This is a genomic window from Phytoactinopolyspora halophila (assembly GCF_003287285.1).
Classification (GTDB): domain Bacteria; phylum Actinomycetota; class Actinomycetes; order Jiangellales; family Jiangellaceae; genus Phytoactinopolyspora_A; species Phytoactinopolyspora_A halophila.
This window is the reverse complement of record NZ_QMIG01000046.1, coordinates 19,928-35,384: the sequence shown is the minus strand read 5'-3', so window position 1 is coordinate 35,384 and position 15,457 is coordinate 19,928. Positions and strand designations below refer to the sequence as shown.

Here is a 15,457-nt window from a genome sequence, read left to right as displayed (position 1 = left end):
AACGCCCACCTCCACCACTAAGCATGAACGTTGCAAGCACCGCTTGAGCCCGCCATGTGGTCGACTACTGTTCATGATCAGCGGTGGGTGGGTCGGCATCGGCGAGCCTGCTGGCGATCTCCGCCGCGGTCCGCGCCTCGAAGTCGTAGTAGGCCAGGCCCCACTCGGCCACCTCGGCGGGGAAGCGGTACTGGGCGTCGGCACCGAGATTGTCCCGCACCTGCTGCAGCGCGGCGCGGCGCTCGTCGAGCTGGCGGAGATAGCCGTCGAGCATCTGCCGGGTGACATCCACATCGACCAGATGCCCGAGCAGCAGGCGTAGCGCGGCCGGGTGTTTGAGCACCGGGAACTCGATCGGTGTTTCGGTGAGCCAGCGGCGCAGCTCGGTGAGGCCCGCGGTGCTGATCTTGTAACGGCGGGCCGGACGGCGCCCGGCGCGAGAATCCTCGCGGGACTCGACGAGCCCGAGCCGATCCAGCCGAGTGAGTTCCGTGTAGACCTGACTCATGGCAGGCGCCACCCAGTAGAAACCCAGCGTCGAGTCGGCCCACTGTTTCAGCTCGTACCCGGTCAGCTCGGGCCCGAACGAGAGCAGGCCGAGCAAGGCGTAGCTCGTGGGTGGGAGGTCTTGGAATTCGGACGATTCGCGCGGCACCGTTTCCTCTCCGACGGAGTCGACCTGTACGTCTTCGTACCGAGATCGGGCGGTCTCATATTCCTATCAGGAACATGAGTGGGTGCCGAACCGGCCGGCCGAACACGATCCTTCAGCGGCGCGTCCGGTGCGCCGTCAGCCGTCGGCGCCTACGCATTCGGTGGTGCCGGTGAGGGTGAAGTCGGCTGTGATGGTCTCGTCGTCGGCCTGGTTGGCGGCGAGTTCGAAGTCGACGCGGAATTCCAGCTCGATCTCCTCGTCGGTAGCGGTGCGCACGTACACGGCTGTCCGGGGCTTGGCGCCTTGGCCCATGTCTGATCGCTCGGCCGAATACCCGAGCGGGTTCAAGACGGATGAGAGGAAGTCCAATGCGCCGTTGAAAGAGTCGTTGACGTGGTCGTCGTTTGTGGGGTCTCCGGGCCAGGCGAATGAGAATTCGTGGGTCCAGCGGCGCTGGACGCCGCCGTCGCCGCATTCCTCGTCGGTGGAGGCGTCGGCGCCAGGGCTGGTGGACGTGATGTGTCCGCCGCGGGGTTCGTTGGTGTCGAATTCGTCGACGATGGTTTGGCCGTCCTCGTTGAGCTGCTGGCCGAGTTCGTCCATGTCGACGTCAGACTCGCTGGTGCAGCTGGCCAGGAGGGCCGACGCGGCGACGACGGCCAGGAGCCACCGGCCGTGGCTAGATCGTATTCGCACGCCCCTACTCCTGCCAGTCCACGCGGTCCGCGATCTGATCCGAGACGTCTCCACGACCGTTCCCGATCGCGTCCCACGCTGAGTTGTACTTGTCTTGGAGCGGGAACGTGTGGTCCTCGGGATCGCCTTCGGAGTTGTTCTCGGTCCACTCGTTGAGATCTTCCATGACCTGTGCCGCGTACTCGGGATCATCGAGAATCTTCTCCGGATCACGATCGAACAGGTCGGCCGGCGCCTCCTCGCTCGTCGGATATCCGGCATCGGCCATGGTCTGGGCGAGAGTGTAGCGTTCCAGCACGCCCACCCGCAGATCTTTGTCGGCCAGGGCCTCTCGCGGATCGGGGTTGCTGCCGAGCGCGTCGTCGATGGCATTGGGTGCTACGAGCTGCATGGCCTTCCACATGGCACCCGTGACGCGGGTTGTGCCGGCCGCTTCGCCCAGGAGGAAGTTCCGCACCTGCGCGAATCGCTTTCTGCGGGCTTCTTCCTCGTCGAACTGGCTGCCCCTGACCTCGACTTGTGCTTGATGTTGCAGCCCTCCCAGTGTGCCGAACATCCGCATGACGGCCTCGAGGTTCTGCGGGTCTCGCTCCCCGTTCTGCGTGGTTTCGAGATCGGCCTCGATGGCCTGGTTGGGAAGGGTCTCGTACAGATTCTCGACCGCGCGGTCGAAGTCCTGCGAGTGCGTATCGTCGTGGGCGAATCCGTGCAGGAACCGGTAGACGTCTTCCGGGTTCAAGAGGAATGCCGGGTCGGTCCCGGGTGGCAGTTCGAAATCTTCGGGGATGTCCATCGACGATTCGCGGTTGGCGTGCTCGTGGGAATAGGAACCGATGAGCAGCTCTTCCGCGTATGCGGCGCCGATCTGTCCCATGGGATCGCGCATTCCCCACGGGGTGTCTTCGTGCTGGCCGAGCACCTGGATGACCTCGAACGCGAAGTTGGAGGCGTGGTGACCCTTGTCCGGCGGGTCTTCGAGAGCTCCGGATCCGGCTGCGAGCGCCTGCCCGTAGCCGGCGACGATGTCGTCACCGGTGCCGCGACTTCCCTCCATGCCGTAGACCCGGTTCGTGTATTCCTCGAGCGATATGTCCGCCTTCTCGTCCAGGGCGATGCGCGCCGCGGACGGATTGTTGCCGAGGGCTCCGAAGGCCAGCGCCAGCGTGTCGCCGGAGAGTCCCAGCTTCTGGGTCATGGAACCTCGGTAGTCGATCTGATCCCACTCGTCGCCTTCCAGTTGGTCCAGGACGCCGTTCCGGGCGACGTCGGCCACGAAACGGGCGGGGAAGTCTCCGTGTTGCAGCATCGCCAGCCGGTCCCAGGCCATACCTGGACTGTCGACAGGTTGGCGGAAGTGTTCACGCACGTCCGAGAGTTCGCTGTAGTAATCCGAGGTGGAGCTCGTGTTGTCCGTGGTGCTGAGCGCGGTGCCGAGGCCAGTGCTGAATTGCTCGAGATATTGCTCGGCGTTGTCTGCTCCGCTCTGGTGGAGCAGGGACGGCAACATCTCGGTCACTTGGGGATCGAGTTCCATGTAGAAACCCGCCATCACGTCGGGGTTGTTGACGTATGGCCCGAAATCCTCCATGAGCTGGTCGAACCTGTCGGCGTCGATCGCCCCGTCTTCCTCTAGCTGCTGGGCGAGCTCGCGGCCGTGCTGTTCGGCTTCCTCGGGTGAATCGAAGGGCGGCGGTTCCTCGATCTGAACCATCGTGGTGGTCGGCTGGTCCCCGGTGAGGCCAACGGCCATGTTCCGGCGCACCTCCAGACCGCCGAGCTGATCGTCGACCCACTCGGCCATCTGGTCGATGTCGTTCATGGCCTCCATGCTCACGTCCCACCGTCCGCATGCGACTCCGCAAGCTGTCCAGGTCCTCCCCGAGCGTGCGGCCGGCGGACCGGGTAGCTGAGACGAGGTCGTCCATACCTTCGACGCTGATGCTGGAGTATTCGCTCATACCGGGATGCTTCCGCCCGATGTCGTGCTGGGGACTTCTTCAGGAGTGTTGTTCAGCGCGTCCCGAATGTCTTCCACGAGACGCTCGGCGAGTCGCGGCATGTTCCCCTTGCGCTCCTCCAGCTCGTCCAGAAACGCCTGGGCCGTCGTGGGGCCGGTCCACGCCTCGCCATCGTTCATGATCCGATGCGCCTCGTCGAGTGCCTCTGCGATGTCCGCTTGGACCGCCTCGGCGTCTTGCAATATCTCCTCGATGGCCCCGTGTGCAGGATTGGGGCGCATATCGTCGTCGCACATGCCCGTGTTCCCATGCCATTGAACGTCTATCTGTCAGTCGCTCGGAAGAGAGATTACATGGTGTAGGGCGTTCGTGGGGCGTGGACGGGCCTTCCGGACTATCGGGATGTGTCGGACCGGGCGCGTATGTTCGTCCGAAACCGGGTCTTCCCAGGATCGGACCGCGTGAGTAATATTCCTGTTCGGAACATTCGCTGGTGGGGATGTGATCATTATGAGCGACGTGCTGTTGGCTGTCGGTACACGCAAGGGGCTGTGGCTACTGCGCAGCTCGGACCGGCGTACGTGGGAGGTCGACGGGCCGCACCTCCTGATGAAATCCGTGGCCGCATGCGCCATCGACACGCGGGGAGGCCACACCAGGGTGCTGGCCGGCGCCAGCTACGACCACTGGGGTCCGGCGGTCTCCTGGTCCGACGATCTCGGCGCGACCTGGCACGAGGCGCCCGACGGCAGCGGCATCCGCTTCCCGTCCAACCTCGGTGCTTCGGTGGAAAATGTCTGGCAGATCCGTCCCGACACCGAGGGCCGCCCCGGCGTGGTCTGGGCCGGCACCGAACCGTCGGCCCTGTGGCGCTCCGACGATCACGGCGAGACGTTCAGCCTGTGTGAGGGGCTGTGGAATCATCCGCACCGGCCCACGTGGGAGCCGGGTGGTGGCGGACAGGCACTGCACACGATCTTGCCGCATCCCGACAACGACCGTCTCCTGGTGGCCATGTCCACCGGCGGCGTGTACGCCAGCGACGACGGCGGGCAATCCTGGAACCCGTCGAACACGGGCATCACGGCGGACTTCTTCCCCGGCGATCCGCCCGAGTACGGACAGTGCGTGCACAAGGTGGTGCGCGATGCCGCCGACCCCGACGTGTTGTACCTGCAGAACCATCCGGGTGTGTTCCGCTCCGACGACGGCGGCGCGAGCTGGTCCCCGATCGATACGGGACTGCCGTCGAACTTCGGTTTCCCGATCGTGAGCAACCCCCACCGGTCCGGCATGACGTGGGCACTGCCGCTGAGCGCCGACATGGAGCGCATGCCGCCAGAGCGGACGTTGCAGGTGTGGCGCACCGACGACGGCGGCGCGTCGTGGAATGGAACGCGGGTGAGCGAGCCCGGAGTCTTTTACGCGTCGGTGCTCCGCGACGCGATGACCGTCGACGACGTGCCCGGCGCGGCCGGTGTCTACCTCGGCACGCGGGACGGCACCGTGTATGCCAGCAACGACGAGGGTGAGAGCTGGTCGCAGATCCTGGCTCACCTGCCGGACGTGCTGTGCGTGCGGGCCGCCCTGCTGCCCTGACCGACGTGCCATGAGCGGCCTCGTCCGGACCCGCCTTGCCATGGCCCGTCGCGTCCTGAGCGGCTTGCCCTGATCGCCTTGTCCTGAGCGACTGGCGGGCGGGCGCATAGACGGGGAGGATGGGGTCATGGCAGAGATGGTCTTGGAATCGATCGGCACGGACCTGCTGGAAGCGGCCCGCAACTCCTCGAACGGCCGATCATCGCGAACGTTGCACAGCGGGGCCCGGCTTCGCCAGACGTTGACCGCGATGAAGGCGGGAACGCGGCTGGACAAGCACCAGAGCCCGGGCGATGCCACCATCTTGTGCCTGCGCGGAGGAGTCACGATCCGCGCGGCGGAGCGTACGGTGCGGGTGCCCGAGGGTGCGCTCGTGGACGTTCCTCCGCAACGCCATGACCTCGTCGCGGACCTGGATTCGGTGGTGATCCTCACCGTCGGGCTCGGCTAGCCGCGGCCGCGTAGTCGTCCGGATTTCGGACCTCGCGTCTCGTCGGCCAGCCGACGGGTCTAGCGTTGGGTGCCATGACCGGTACATCGTCGACGCCGAGCAGTTCCACCAGTTCCACCCCATCCAGTTCCGACGCCACCGGCTCGGGAGCCGGAAAGCCGGATATCAAGCCACACTCGCGGACGGTCACCGATGGCGTCGAGCGTGCTGCCGCGCGCGGCATGCTCCGTGCCGTCGGGATGACCGACGACGACTGGGAGAAACCGCAGATCGGGGTCGGATCGTCGTGGAACGAGATCACACCGTGCAATCTCTCCCTCGATCGGCTGGCCAAGGCCGCGAAGGACGGCGTTCACGCCGCGAGCGGGTATCCCCTGGAATTTGGCACCATCTCCGTGTCCGACGGCATTTCCATGGGCCACGAGGGCATGCACTACTCGCTCGTCTCACGCGAGGTGATCGCGGATTCGGTCGAGACGGTGTTCGGTGCGGAACGCCTCGACGGCGCGGTACTGCTGGCCGGCTGTGACAAGTCGGAACCGGCCATGCTCATGGCCGCCGCACGCCTCGACGTCGCTGCCGTGTTCCTCTATGCCGGCTCCATCCTGCCCGGGCGGGTCGGCGACCGCGACGTGACCATCATCGACGCCTTCGAGGCCATCGGGGCCTGCGCACGCGGGTTGATCACGCGGGAGGAAGTCGACGAGGTCGAGCGGGCCATCTGCCCTGGTGAAGGTGCTTGTGGTGGTATGTTCACGGCGAACACCATGGCCAGCGCGGCAGAGGCGATGGGCATGGCGTTGCCCGGTAGCGCCGCGCCGCCGGCGGTGGACCGCCGTCGTGATGGCTTCGCGCGCCGCTCCGGCATGGCCGTCGTCGAGCTGCTGCGCCGGGGGATCACCACGCGCGACATCCTCACCAAGGAGGCGTTCGAGAACGCCATCGCCGTCGTCATGGCGCTCGGCGGTTCGACGAACGCGGTGCTGCACCTGATGGCCATCGCCCACGAAGCCGATGTGAAGCTCGAACTCGACGACTTCAACCGGATCGGCGCCAAGGTTCCGCACCTGGCCGACGTCAAACCGTTCGGCCGGTACGTGATGACCGACGTCGACCGCATCGGCGGCGTGCCCGTCGTCATGCGTGCGCTGCTCGACGCCGGGCTGCTGCACGGCGATTGCCTCACCGTCACCGGCAAGACCGTGCGGGAGAACCTCGCCGAAATCGCACCGCCGGACCCCGATGGCAAGATCATCCACGCGCTCTCCGACCCGATCCACACGACGGGTGGCCTGACCATCCTGCGTGGCTCGCTCGCACCGGAGGGCGCCGTGGTGAAGACGGCAGGTTTCGACGCCGAAGTCTTCGACGGACGGGCCCGGGTATTCGACGGCGAACAGGCCGCCATGGACGCCGTCTCCGCCGGAGAACTGCAGAAGGACGACGTCGTCATCATCCGCTACGAAGGTCCCAAGGGTGGCCCGGGCATGCGGGAGATGCTGGCCGTGACCGGGGCCATCAAGGGAGCCGGGCTCGGCAAGGACGTCCTGCTCGTCACCGATGGCCGGTTCTCCGGAGGTACCACGGGGCTGTGCATCGGCCACGTCGCTCCGGAAGCCGTCGACGGCGGTCCGATCGCGTTCGTCCGGGACGGCGATCCGATCCGGCTCGACGTGCCGGGACACACCCTCGACCTGCTGGTCGACGAGGACGAGCTAGCGCGCCGGCGGCAGGGATGGGCTCCCCGGGCCTCGAAGTACACCCGAGGTGTCCTGGCCAAGTACGCGAAGCTGGTGGGGTCGGCGGCGAACGGCGCCGTCTGCGACTGACCCGAAAGGCGGCGTGGACGGGAATCATATGGGCAAGGTCTACGACGGCATCGACGAGCGGCTGGCCACGTTCATCGCGAATCAGAAGGTGTTCTTCGTCGCGAGCGCGCCCACGGGTCCAGGTGGGCACGTGAACGTCTCTCCCAAAGGCATCGACGGATCGTTCACCGTGCTCGACGAGCATCGGGTCGCGTATCTCGACTACACGGCCAGCGGCGCCGAAACCATCGCACACCTGCGTGAGAACGGCCGGATCACGCTGATGTTCTGCGCCTTCGAGGGACCGCCGAACGTCCTGCGGCTGCACGGCACCGGACGAGTCGTGCCGATGTACGACGACGAGTTCACGGAACTGGTTGAACTGTTCCCGGAGCGGCGAGGCGCTCGCGCGGTGATCGTCGTCGATGTGCACCGCGTTGCCGACTCGTGCGGGTTCGGCGTTCCGCTGATGCAGTACGTCGGAGAACGCGACATGCTTCCCGCGCACATGGAACGCAAGGGGGCCGATGGTCAGGTCGCCTATCGAGCCAAGAAGAACCGGGTCAGCCTGGATGGACTGCCCGCATTCGACTACGACCCGGCGCAGCACGGGTAGCCGGTCGAAACGGGCAGCCCGTCAAGAGGACGCCGTTGCGGAGACTACTGCGCTCCGCCGGTGCGGCTCGATGTTGTCGTCATCGTGTGTTGTACCAACCCGGCGAGCAGGTCCACGCCGTCAACGGACAGGATCGATTCCACATGGAACTGCACCGAGGCGAACCCCGGCCCCCGCAGCGCGTAGACCTCACCGGTAGCGTCGTCGGCGGCGATTTCCACGCCCGGTGACGAAGCCGCGATCCGCATGCCTGGCGGTGTCCCGAGAGTTGGCGAGGCGGTGACCTCTCCATGCGCTGGCGCTGTGGGCATCCACGAGTCCGATGGGCGTCGCGGATCATGGGGCGAAGGTACGGATGTCCAGGCGGCGAACGTGTTGTAGAAACCGGCGCGGGTCCTGCGGCCGAAGAAATCGATCTCCAGCTGGGTGCCCTGGTACGGCTGGTCCAGGACAGCGATCGGCAGGCCGAGACGAGCGGCGAGGACCTGATGGCTCAAGCACACCGCGAGCAGCGGCCGCTCGGCCTCGAGGCGAGCCCTGACCAGCGCATCCATGCGGGCCATTCGAGGGTTGTGCAGGTCACGCGGATCACCAGGACCGGGTCCGCAGATCAGCAGATCGTGCCGAGCCGCGTCGCCGGGCTTCCCGTCCCACGAGCACACGTCGGCTGCCATGCCGAGATGCCGCAGCAGGTGCGCGAGCATGGCTGTCCAGCGGTCCTCGGCATCGATGATCAGCGCGGAACACCCGGCGAGATCATCTCGCCGGGCTGTGTCCTGCCGGCGCAACCAGAACGGGGCGAGGGTGGCGTTTCGTGCTGCGAGCGCTGCCGTGACGCCGGGATGATCGGCCAACCGCGCGGAACGCCCGGAACCCGCGGAACCCCCGGGATGCCCGGGATGCCCGGGATGCTCGGGATGCTCGGCGCGAAGATCGTCAGGGCCGGCCTCGGCGCCGTCGTCGCCACGATGGCCCCCGGCGGCGCTCCTGCTGAGACTCCCGGCAGGACTCTCGGTGAGACTCCCGGCAGCGGGCGGGAGCAGCCCCAGAGCGGCCAGCATCCCCGCGGCCTTGGCATGTGTCTCTGCTACCTCGTTCGCCGCGATCGAGTGCCGTACCAGGGTGGCTCCAACGGGAACGCGGACATCTCCCGCAGGGCCGTGGGCGTCTCCCGCGGGATCATGGGCATCTTCCGCCGGGTCGATGTATGCGGTGCGGATCAGGATCGGCGCGTCGACGTCGACTCGACCTCCGCTACCGGCTTCGAGCAGCGCGGCCACACCCGCGTAATACCCCCGTCCGCTGCTCTCGTACCGGGTGATGACGCGTGCGGCGTTTTCCAGAGGGGAACCGGTCACGGTCGGCGCGAACATCGTCTCCCGAAGCACGTCGCGCACGTCGAGGTCGGTCTGGCCTTCCAGCAGGTACTCGGTGTGTACCAGGTGACCCATTTCCTTGAGGAACGGTCCGAGCACCTGGCCACCGCGATCGCAGACGTGGCTCATCATCTTCAGTTCCTCGTCGACGACCATGAACAGTTCCTCCGTCTCCTTGGGGTCGGCGAGGAAACGCAGCAAGCCGTCCGGTGTGGCGACACCATCCGGTGGGCGGTAGGTGCCGCTGATCGGATTCATGACGACGGTGCCCCCGGCAACGCTCACATGTCGTTCGGGCGTCGCTCCCACCATGGTGCCGTCGTTCGTGTGCGCGGCGAACGTCCAGTAGGCGTTCGGCTCGCCGATCAGCAGGCGGCGGAACAGCCGTAGCGCGGCCACGTGTGGGGATGCTCCGTGGATCCGGGCTCGATAATCCCGGCGGATGACGAAGTTGGCACCTTCACCGCGTCCGATCTCGTCCCGGATGACATCGCCGACGAGGCGGGCGTAGGCGTCGTCGTCGATGTCGAAACCGTCGGCGGTGACGTCGAGCGGGGCGTCGGGAATCGCGGCGAGACAGTCCTCGACATCGAGAACATGCCGATCACGTACCACGAGGCAGCGCACGGGTGCCGCGTCGTCGTGGCAGGCGAAGCCGCGCTCGCTCACTTGGCGGTAGGGGATCAGCGCGAGCACCTGGGAAGCGTCGGTGGTGTCGGTCCCGGAGCCGCCCGTCGCGGCGGTGCCGCCGGTCCCGGAGCTGTCGGTCGCGGCTGTGCTGCCGGAATCGCTCCGGGAGCCCGGCGCCGTATCGGCGGTCCCCGGCACGGATGGCAAGGGAACATCGGCGAGCTGGTCGACGTCGATGACGTCACCGAGCATGAGTTCGACGCCCTCCCGTCCTTCGCGGCGCACCACGGCGAACGGGGGAGGTGCCGGACTGGCGAGCAGGGCGGTGAGCTCTGGGATCATCTGCGGAACTCCTTCGTGGTCGATGCGCCTCGACCGGGAGTTCACAGGGAGGAGCCCTGCGGCCGCCTGGACGAGGCGGCCGCTGCGTGGATGTACGCGCGTGCGTGGCGCCGCCTATCTGGCGGGCCACCAGGAACCGAGTACGGGCACGTACATGGAGACGATCATAGCGTGGCCGGTGTGTCTCCCGACTGGCAGGGAGCAGAGACCGCACCTGCCGAGCACTGGCCCGGCACATGCGCCTACGATGATCACCGCCGATCGTCGACATCATGGTGTCGGGAATCGTGGACGATCATGCTGGCGATGTCGCATGCCTCGTCGTCATGCCGCGTCCCGTCTATACGGGAGCGGGTAATGGCGGTGATACTGCTGAGGTGCAAAGCCTGACGAAACGACGCATGACCCCCGACGAGATCGCGGCGCTCGTTCAGCACGGCCTGGGTCCCGATGCCGAGGTGCTCGCTTCGTCGGAATTCACCGACAGCTACTTCAGCACCGTGCACGCGGTGACACTGACGGACGGCAGCGAACTGGTACTCAAGATTGCACCGGAGCCGGGGCCGGCGCTGCTGCGATACGAGGTCGACCTCATTCACACCGAGATCGAGTTCTACCGGCGGGCAGGTGCGGCAGGAGTGCCATTGCCCGAGCTCGTCGTCGCCGAACCCGACCATGGGTACCTGCTGACACGAAGGCTACGGGGACAGCCGTTGGGATCCGTCGCCGAAACGATGACGCGCGGGCAGCTCGAAGCCGTGCGGCGGGAGATCGGCGAGATCTGCACCCGGCTACGACGCGTGATCGGCACGCAGTTCGGATACCCACGCCGAGACGGGCGCACCCGGTCGGCGAGCTGGCGAGCGTCGTTCCTCACCATGGTCGACGACATTCTCGCCGATGCGGTGGACCACGGGTGTGAGCTGCCAGAGCATCCGGTGCGGATCCGTGAGCTGGTGGAACGGCATTCTGTGCTGCTCGACGAGGTCGCCACACCGGTGCTTGTCCACTTCGACTTGTGGGACGGCAACGTCTTCGTGGTCGACGACGGAGATGGCAGCTATCGCGTCGAGGGAATCATCGACGGAGAACGTGCCTTCTACGGCGACGCCATTGCCGAGCTGACGTCGTTGGCGTTCTTCGCGGATCCGGCGACGGTTCCGGGTGTGCTCGATGGTTTCCTCGGCCGTCAGCTGAGCGACTCCGAGACCGTCCGGCTGAGCCTGTACCGCGTCTACCTCTATTTGATCATGGTGACGGAAGGGGTGCCGCGTGGATTCGATCCGGTCGAGCACGGGCCGGTTCGCCGCTACGTGCTCGCACAGCTCGACGACGAGCTCGCCTACCTCTCGCGGCGATGAACTCGCGCGGCCATTCCGACGACGAGCCCGGCCCTGTCTGTGCCGGCGGTGATCTCGCCCGGCCTTGTCTGTGCCGGCGGTGATCTCGCCCGGCTCCGGTATGTCCGTCCAGATCTTCTACTAGCTATGGAGTCTCATGAGATCGGTGACGGTGCTGGTTTCAGGCCAACGGTTTCCACATCGGTCTCAACGGTTGTGGTGTCAGTTGGGAGTATGACGCGATAACGATTGGAATAGGGACCAATCCGGGCCGGGCACCCGCTGCTGAAAGCCAGCCTCTGCTGGCATCCCGGGTGATCCGTCATCACAGGATCGATCATCCGGAGGTGCCTGTGAGAGGATCACGAGAACGATGATGCGTCTGTGTGTCCTTCTTTGCGCGGCTGTTCTGGGACTGCTGGCTGCCTGTACAGGCAGGGATGCAGATGGGGCTGCAGATGCCTTTCCTGCGCAAACGCCCAGTGCCGAGGTAAACGTGCGCATCAGTGTGATGGTGAACGTATGCCAGCCGCGGGATGCGGAACCCATCGAGGGTGACGTTCCAAACTGTACCTCCATGGGATTGCCAGGAGCTGACGTGCAGATCACGTCGAATGGTCAGACAGTATGGTCTGGCAACACAGGCAACCTAGGGGTGGCCAGAGCGCAGTTCACATCTCCAGACGAGTGGGTTGTTCATGTGTCGTCGCCGTGGATCTCCCAGGACATCAAGAGCAAGCCCCGACCGGCAGGCTCGCGCACGACGGGCTTCACGCTCATCACTGATGAGCAGTACATGCTGACGCCTCGCTGACGCCACCAAACACCATCGACCCCACCCGCCGCTACAACAAATCGACCACCCTGTCACTCAAGTCCTCAGACCCGGCCGTCACCGAACTCCTGAGACATGACAAGCCTTCCATTGGCACGTGCGCCAACAGGTTTTTCCGGGCCGTACCACGTCTGCAGACGTGGTACGGCCCGGAAAAACGTACCAAACATGATCATTCGGAAGTGGTGTGTGTGGGCTGGTGGCGCCGGGTTTATGGGCGCATTTCGCGGGTACGGGCACGGTGACGGCGCTACGATGGGCAGAGAAGCTGGCCATCTCTCGGGGCGGGGTCGGCACACGTCCGCAAGTGGCACCTGGTCCGCCGACCCTGCCGCCAGCTCATCGGAGCTGTCGGAAAAGCACTCCTTGGTGGGAGGTCGAGAGTCATGACAGCACCAGAAAGCCCGAACCGCGTTTCTGGACGCGATGTCGCAGAACAGCTCGAACCGTTGCTGACCGAGTTGATCGCGCTCGCGCTGAACGGCAAGCAGGCGCATTGGCACCTCTACGGGCGGCAGTTCTCGCCGTTGCACGAGAAGCTGGACGAGGTGGTCTCCGAGGCGCGCACGTATGCCGACGAGATCGCCGAGCGTCTGGTCGCGCTCGGTGTGCCGGTCGATGGGCGGCCTCAGGCCGTCGCGCAAGCCAGCCCGGACTTTCCGGAGGGGTTCGTCTCTGACGACAAGGTTCTCGCGCTGATCGTCGAACAACTTGACGCCCTCATCGACCGGACACGCGAAACTCTGGGACCGCTGGAGTCGATCGACCTGGCAAGCCAGGACATCGCGCTCGAGTTGTTGCGGGTGCTGGAGAAGCGCCGCTGGATGCTTGCCGCCTTCCAGAACACGGAGGCGTCGAAGAGGTGAACCGGCGCCTCTAGGACGTGCCCGACGAGAGCACAGAGAGGGGTAGGGATGCCACGTATCGCATTCATCGTCGACGACATCTTCGAGGATTCGGAGTTCCAGGTTCCCTACGACCGAGTCCGTGAGGCCGGCCACGAGGCCGTCATCGTCGGCAGCTCGGCTGGCAAGGAGATCACGGGCAAGAACGGCACGAAGATCACGGCGGACACGGGCACATCGGACATCAGCGCCGACGATTTCGATGCGGTCGTCATTCCTGGTGGATATTCACCGGACAAGGTACGCACGGACGAGAAGGCGGTCGCGCTCACACGTAAGTTCCACGACGACGGAAAACCCGTGGCCGCGATCTGCCATGCGCCGTGGGTCCTCGCCGAAGCCGACGTTCTCCGCGATAAGCGAGTGACGTCGTGGCCGTCGTTGCGTACAGATCTGGTCAACGCCGGCGCGGAATGGGTCGACGAGGAACTGGTCAAGGACGGCAACGTGATCACTTCACGCAAGCCGGACGATCTTCCCGCCTTCTGTGACGCGTTGCTGGCCGAGCTGCGCGCACCGGCCGCAGTAGGCTGACAGGAGGGAGCAGACACAGCCGGAGGGGCACGTGAGTGAGCGCAGGGCCATTTCTGCGCTTGGGATGGCCGGTGGGGTTGTCGCCTTCTTCCTGTCCCTGCTGCCGTCCCTGATCCCGAGGCCGTGGCTCGTCCAGGCGCTCTTCTCGGGAATCACCGTCGCTCTCGGTTACGGGATCGGCGTGGCGATCGCCTGGCTGGCGCGGCGCTCGGGTGTGCACCCGGAGTGGTCGGCGCGGACACGCCGGCTGGGATGGTGGGCGCTGGCTGCCTCCGGTGCTGTGGCGATCGTTGGTGGCATGCTGCTCGGCGCGGCCTGGCAAGGCGAGCTGCGTCAGCGATTCGGCATGCCAGGGGTGGAGCCGGTGTTCGTCGCCGTGGCGCCGGGCGCGGCCGTCGTCGCCGTTCTCGCCGTGGTCCTTGCCCGGGGGGCGCGCTGGCTGGTCCGGCGAGGTGTGGGACAGCTCAAGCATTGGTTGCCAGAGAGAGCGGTCAACGTCGCCGGGATCGCCGTCGCGGTGGTGGCCGCCGTTCTTGTCTTCAACGGCACGATCGGCGAATGGCTCGTGACGGGCATGAACCGGCTCGCGCACGTAGTGGAGAAGAACCAGAACGCCGGCATCGAACGACCGGCACATGCCGAGCGGTCCGGATCAGCAGTGTCGGCCGTCCCCTGGGAGTCGTTGAGCCTGCAAGGGCGGGAGTTCGTGGCCGGCGGACCGTCGCTCGCAGAGCTCGAAGCATTTGCCAGCCGGAGTGATGCACTCGACAGCGCTGATATCCGGCTACCGATCCGGGTGTATGCCGGTCTCGATTCCGCCGGCGATCTGACCAGCGCGGCCGAGCTCGTCGTCGACGAGCTCGATCGCACCGACGCATGGAACCGCGAGGTTCTTGTCGTCGTCACTCCGACGAGCAGTGGTCACGTCGAACCGGTCGCCGCTGAGGCGATCGAGATGATGCATGGCGGGGACACCGCCATCGCTGCCATGCAGTATTCCAACGTCTCGAGCTGGCTGAGCTTCCTGTCCGACCAGGACACCATCTCCGAGGCCGGACGGATCGTGTTCGAGACGATCTACGCGGCGTGGACGGAGCAACCCGTCGAGCAGCGGCCGCTGTTGCTGGTGCAAGGCGAGTCGCTGGGCAGCTACGGCGGGCAGAGCGCGTTCAGCGGGTTGCAGGACATGGTTGCGCGTACCGATGGTGCCTTGTGGGTGGCGACGCCGAATTCCACCAAGGTGGCACGCGACCTCGTGCGGTATCGCGATCCCCGCTCCTTGGAACGCAGGCCGATCGTCGACGATGGCCGGCAGGTGCGGTGGTCCACCGGTAAGAGCGGTAAGGACGCTAAGAACGATGTATGGGACCTGGGCCCGGATTGGGACCACCCCCGCGTGCTCTACCTGCAGCATGCCTCGGATGCGGTGGTGTGGTGGTCGCCCGAGCTCGTCCTGCACCGCCCGGACTGGTTGCGCGAGCCGCGCGCCCCGGATGTTCTCGACGAGATCCGATGGCTCCCGTTCGTCACGTTCTGGCTCGTCACCATGGACATGTTTGTCGCCGGCGAGGTGCCCGCCGGGTTCGGCCACGTCTACGTGCAGGAGTATGCCGACGCGTGGGCCGCTGTCGCGGCGCCCGACGAGTGGACCGACGAGGACACGCAGGCGCTGCGTGAGCTCCTGGGGGAGCGCTTTGATCGGTGAGTGCGGC

Annotated in this window: 12 protein-coding genes and 1 pseudogene; 8 read left to right on the top strand and 5 right to left on the bottom strand. The window is 66.0% G+C overall.

The window, feature by feature from the left end; genetic code table 11:
• Positions 1-64 precede the first annotated feature (64 nt).
• From DPM12_RS21785 to DPM12_RS21770, 4 genes are all read right to left on the bottom strand, one after another.
• Positions 65-655, bottom strand: coding sequence for a PadR family transcriptional regulator (locus DPM12_RS21785; protein ID WP_112260456.1), 591 nt, complete (start codon positions 653-655; stop codon positions 65-67).
• 135 nt (positions 656-790) lie between these two features.
• Positions 791-1,351, bottom strand: coding sequence for a hypothetical protein (locus DPM12_RS21780; protein WP_112260455.1), 561 nt, complete (start codon positions 1,349-1,351; stop codon positions 791-793).
• A gap of 4 nt (positions 1,352-1,355) precedes the next feature.
• On the bottom strand, positions 1,356-3,170 hold the full coding sequence (locus tag DPM12_RS21775; RefSeq protein WP_123788408.1) for a hypothetical protein: 1,815 nt from the start codon (positions 3,168-3,170) through the stop codon (positions 1,356-1,358).
• A gap of 135 nt (positions 3,171-3,305) precedes the next feature.
• The gene (locus tag DPM12_RS21770) at positions 3,306-3,605 is read right to left on the bottom strand and encodes a hypothetical protein (protein ID WP_112260453.1); all 300 of its coding nucleotides are present in this window, start codon (positions 3,603-3,605) and stop codon (positions 3,306-3,308) included.
• A gap of 214 nt (positions 3,606-3,819) precedes the next feature.
• On the opposite strand from DPM12_RS21770, the gene DPM12_RS21765 reads away from it, so the two are divergent.
• The 4 genes from DPM12_RS21765 to DPM12_RS21750 all read left to right on the top strand — a co-directional run bounded on the left by DPM12_RS21765 (position 3,820) and on the right by DPM12_RS21750 (position 7,783).
• Positions 3,820-4,908: a WD40/YVTN/BNR-like repeat-containing protein gene (locus DPM12_RS21765; RefSeq protein ID WP_112260452.1), complete on the top strand. Its 1,089-nt coding sequence runs from the start codon at positions 3,820-3,822 to the stop codon at positions 4,906-4,908.
• 127 nt (positions 4,909-5,035) lie between these two features.
• A complete protein-coding gene (locus tag DPM12_RS21760; protein WP_112260451.1) occupies positions 5,036-5,359 on the top strand; it encodes a cupin domain-containing protein in 324 nt (107 codons plus the stop codon).
• A gap of 74 nt (positions 5,360-5,433) precedes the next feature.
• The gene (gene ilvD, locus DPM12_RS21755) at positions 5,434-7,188 is read left to right on the top strand and encodes a dihydroxy-acid dehydratase (protein WP_112260450.1); all 1,755 of its coding nucleotides are present in this window, start codon (positions 5,434-5,436) and stop codon (positions 7,186-7,188) included.
• A 28-nt stretch (positions 7,189-7,216) separates the two neighbouring features.
• Positions 7,217-7,783 (top strand): pyridoxamine 5'-phosphate oxidase family protein, encoded by a 567-nt coding sequence (locus DPM12_RS21750; protein ID WP_112260449.1) that lies wholly within the window; start codon positions 7,217-7,219, stop codon positions 7,781-7,783.
• A 371-nt stretch (positions 7,784-8,154) separates the two neighbouring features.
• On the opposite strand, the pseudogene DPM12_RS21745 reads toward DPM12_RS21750, so the two are convergent.
• A pseudogene (locus tag DPM12_RS21745) lies at positions 8,155-10,131 on the bottom strand (chorismate-binding protein); the annotation flags it as partial.
• Between the two features lie 272 nt (positions 10,132-10,403).
• Here DPM12_RS21745 and DPM12_RS21740 point away from each other — a divergent pair.
• The 4 genes from DPM12_RS21740 (at position 10,404) to DPM12_RS21725 (ending at position 15,450) form a co-directional block, all read left to right on the top strand.
• Positions 10,404-11,492 carry a phosphotransferase family protein gene (locus tag DPM12_RS21740; protein ID WP_112260447.1) on the top strand — a complete coding sequence of 363 codons (1,089 nt, stop codon included), beginning with the start codon at positions 10,404-10,406 and terminating at the stop codon, positions 11,490-11,492.
• A gap of 1,200 nt (positions 11,493-12,692) precedes the next feature.
• Positions 12,693-13,172 (top strand): Dps family protein, encoded by a 480-nt coding sequence (locus DPM12_RS21735; RefSeq protein ID WP_112260446.1) that lies wholly within the window; start codon positions 12,693-12,695, stop codon positions 13,170-13,172.
• 48 nt (positions 13,173-13,220) lie between these two features.
• Positions 13,221-13,745, top strand: a complete 525-nt coding sequence (locus DPM12_RS21730) for a type 1 glutamine amidotransferase domain-containing protein (protein ID WP_112260445.1) — start codon at positions 13,221-13,223, stop codon at positions 13,743-13,745.
• Between the two features lie 31 nt (positions 13,746-13,776).
• Positions 13,777-15,450, top strand: coding sequence for an alpha/beta hydrolase (locus tag DPM12_RS21725; RefSeq protein ID WP_211659223.1), 1,674 nt, complete (start codon positions 13,777-13,779; stop codon positions 15,448-15,450).
• Positions 15,451-15,457: the final 7 nt, after the last annotated feature.

Excerpts from the sequence above, each read along its gene's own strand:
- DPM12_RS21730 (WP_112260445.1), top strand. The coding sequence starts at position 13,221 with ATGCCACGTATCGCATTCATCGTCGACGACATCTTCGAGGATTCGGAG.
- DPM12_RS21740 (WP_112260447.1), top strand. The coding sequence starts at position 10,404 with ATGGTGTCGGGAATCGTGGACGATCATGCTGGCGATGTCGCATGCCTC.
- ilvD (WP_112260450.1), top strand. The coding sequence starts at position 5,434 with ATGACCGGTACATCGTCGACGCCGAGCAGTTCCACCAGTTCCACCCCA.
- DPM12_RS21765 (WP_112260452.1), top strand. The coding sequence starts at position 3,820 with ATGAGCGACGTGCTGTTGGCTGTCGGTACACGCAAGGGGCTGTGGCTA.
- DPM12_RS21775 (WP_123788408.1), bottom strand. The coding sequence starts at position 3,170 with ATGAACGACATCGACCAGATGGCCGAGTGGGTCGACGATCAGCTCGGC.
- DPM12_RS21735 (WP_112260446.1), top strand. The coding sequence starts at position 12,693 with ATGACAGCACCAGAAAGCCCGAACCGCGTTTCTGGACGCGATGTCGCA.
- DPM12_RS21770 (WP_112260453.1), bottom strand. The coding sequence starts at position 3,605 with ATGTGCGACGACGATATGCGCCCCAATCCTGCACACGGGGCCATCGAG.
- DPM12_RS21760 (WP_112260451.1), top strand. The coding sequence starts at position 5,036 with ATGGCAGAGATGGTCTTGGAATCGATCGGCACGGACCTGCTGGAAGCG.
- DPM12_RS21750 (WP_112260449.1), top strand. The coding sequence starts at position 7,217 with ATGGGCAAGGTCTACGACGGCATCGACGAGCGGCTGGCCACGTTCATC.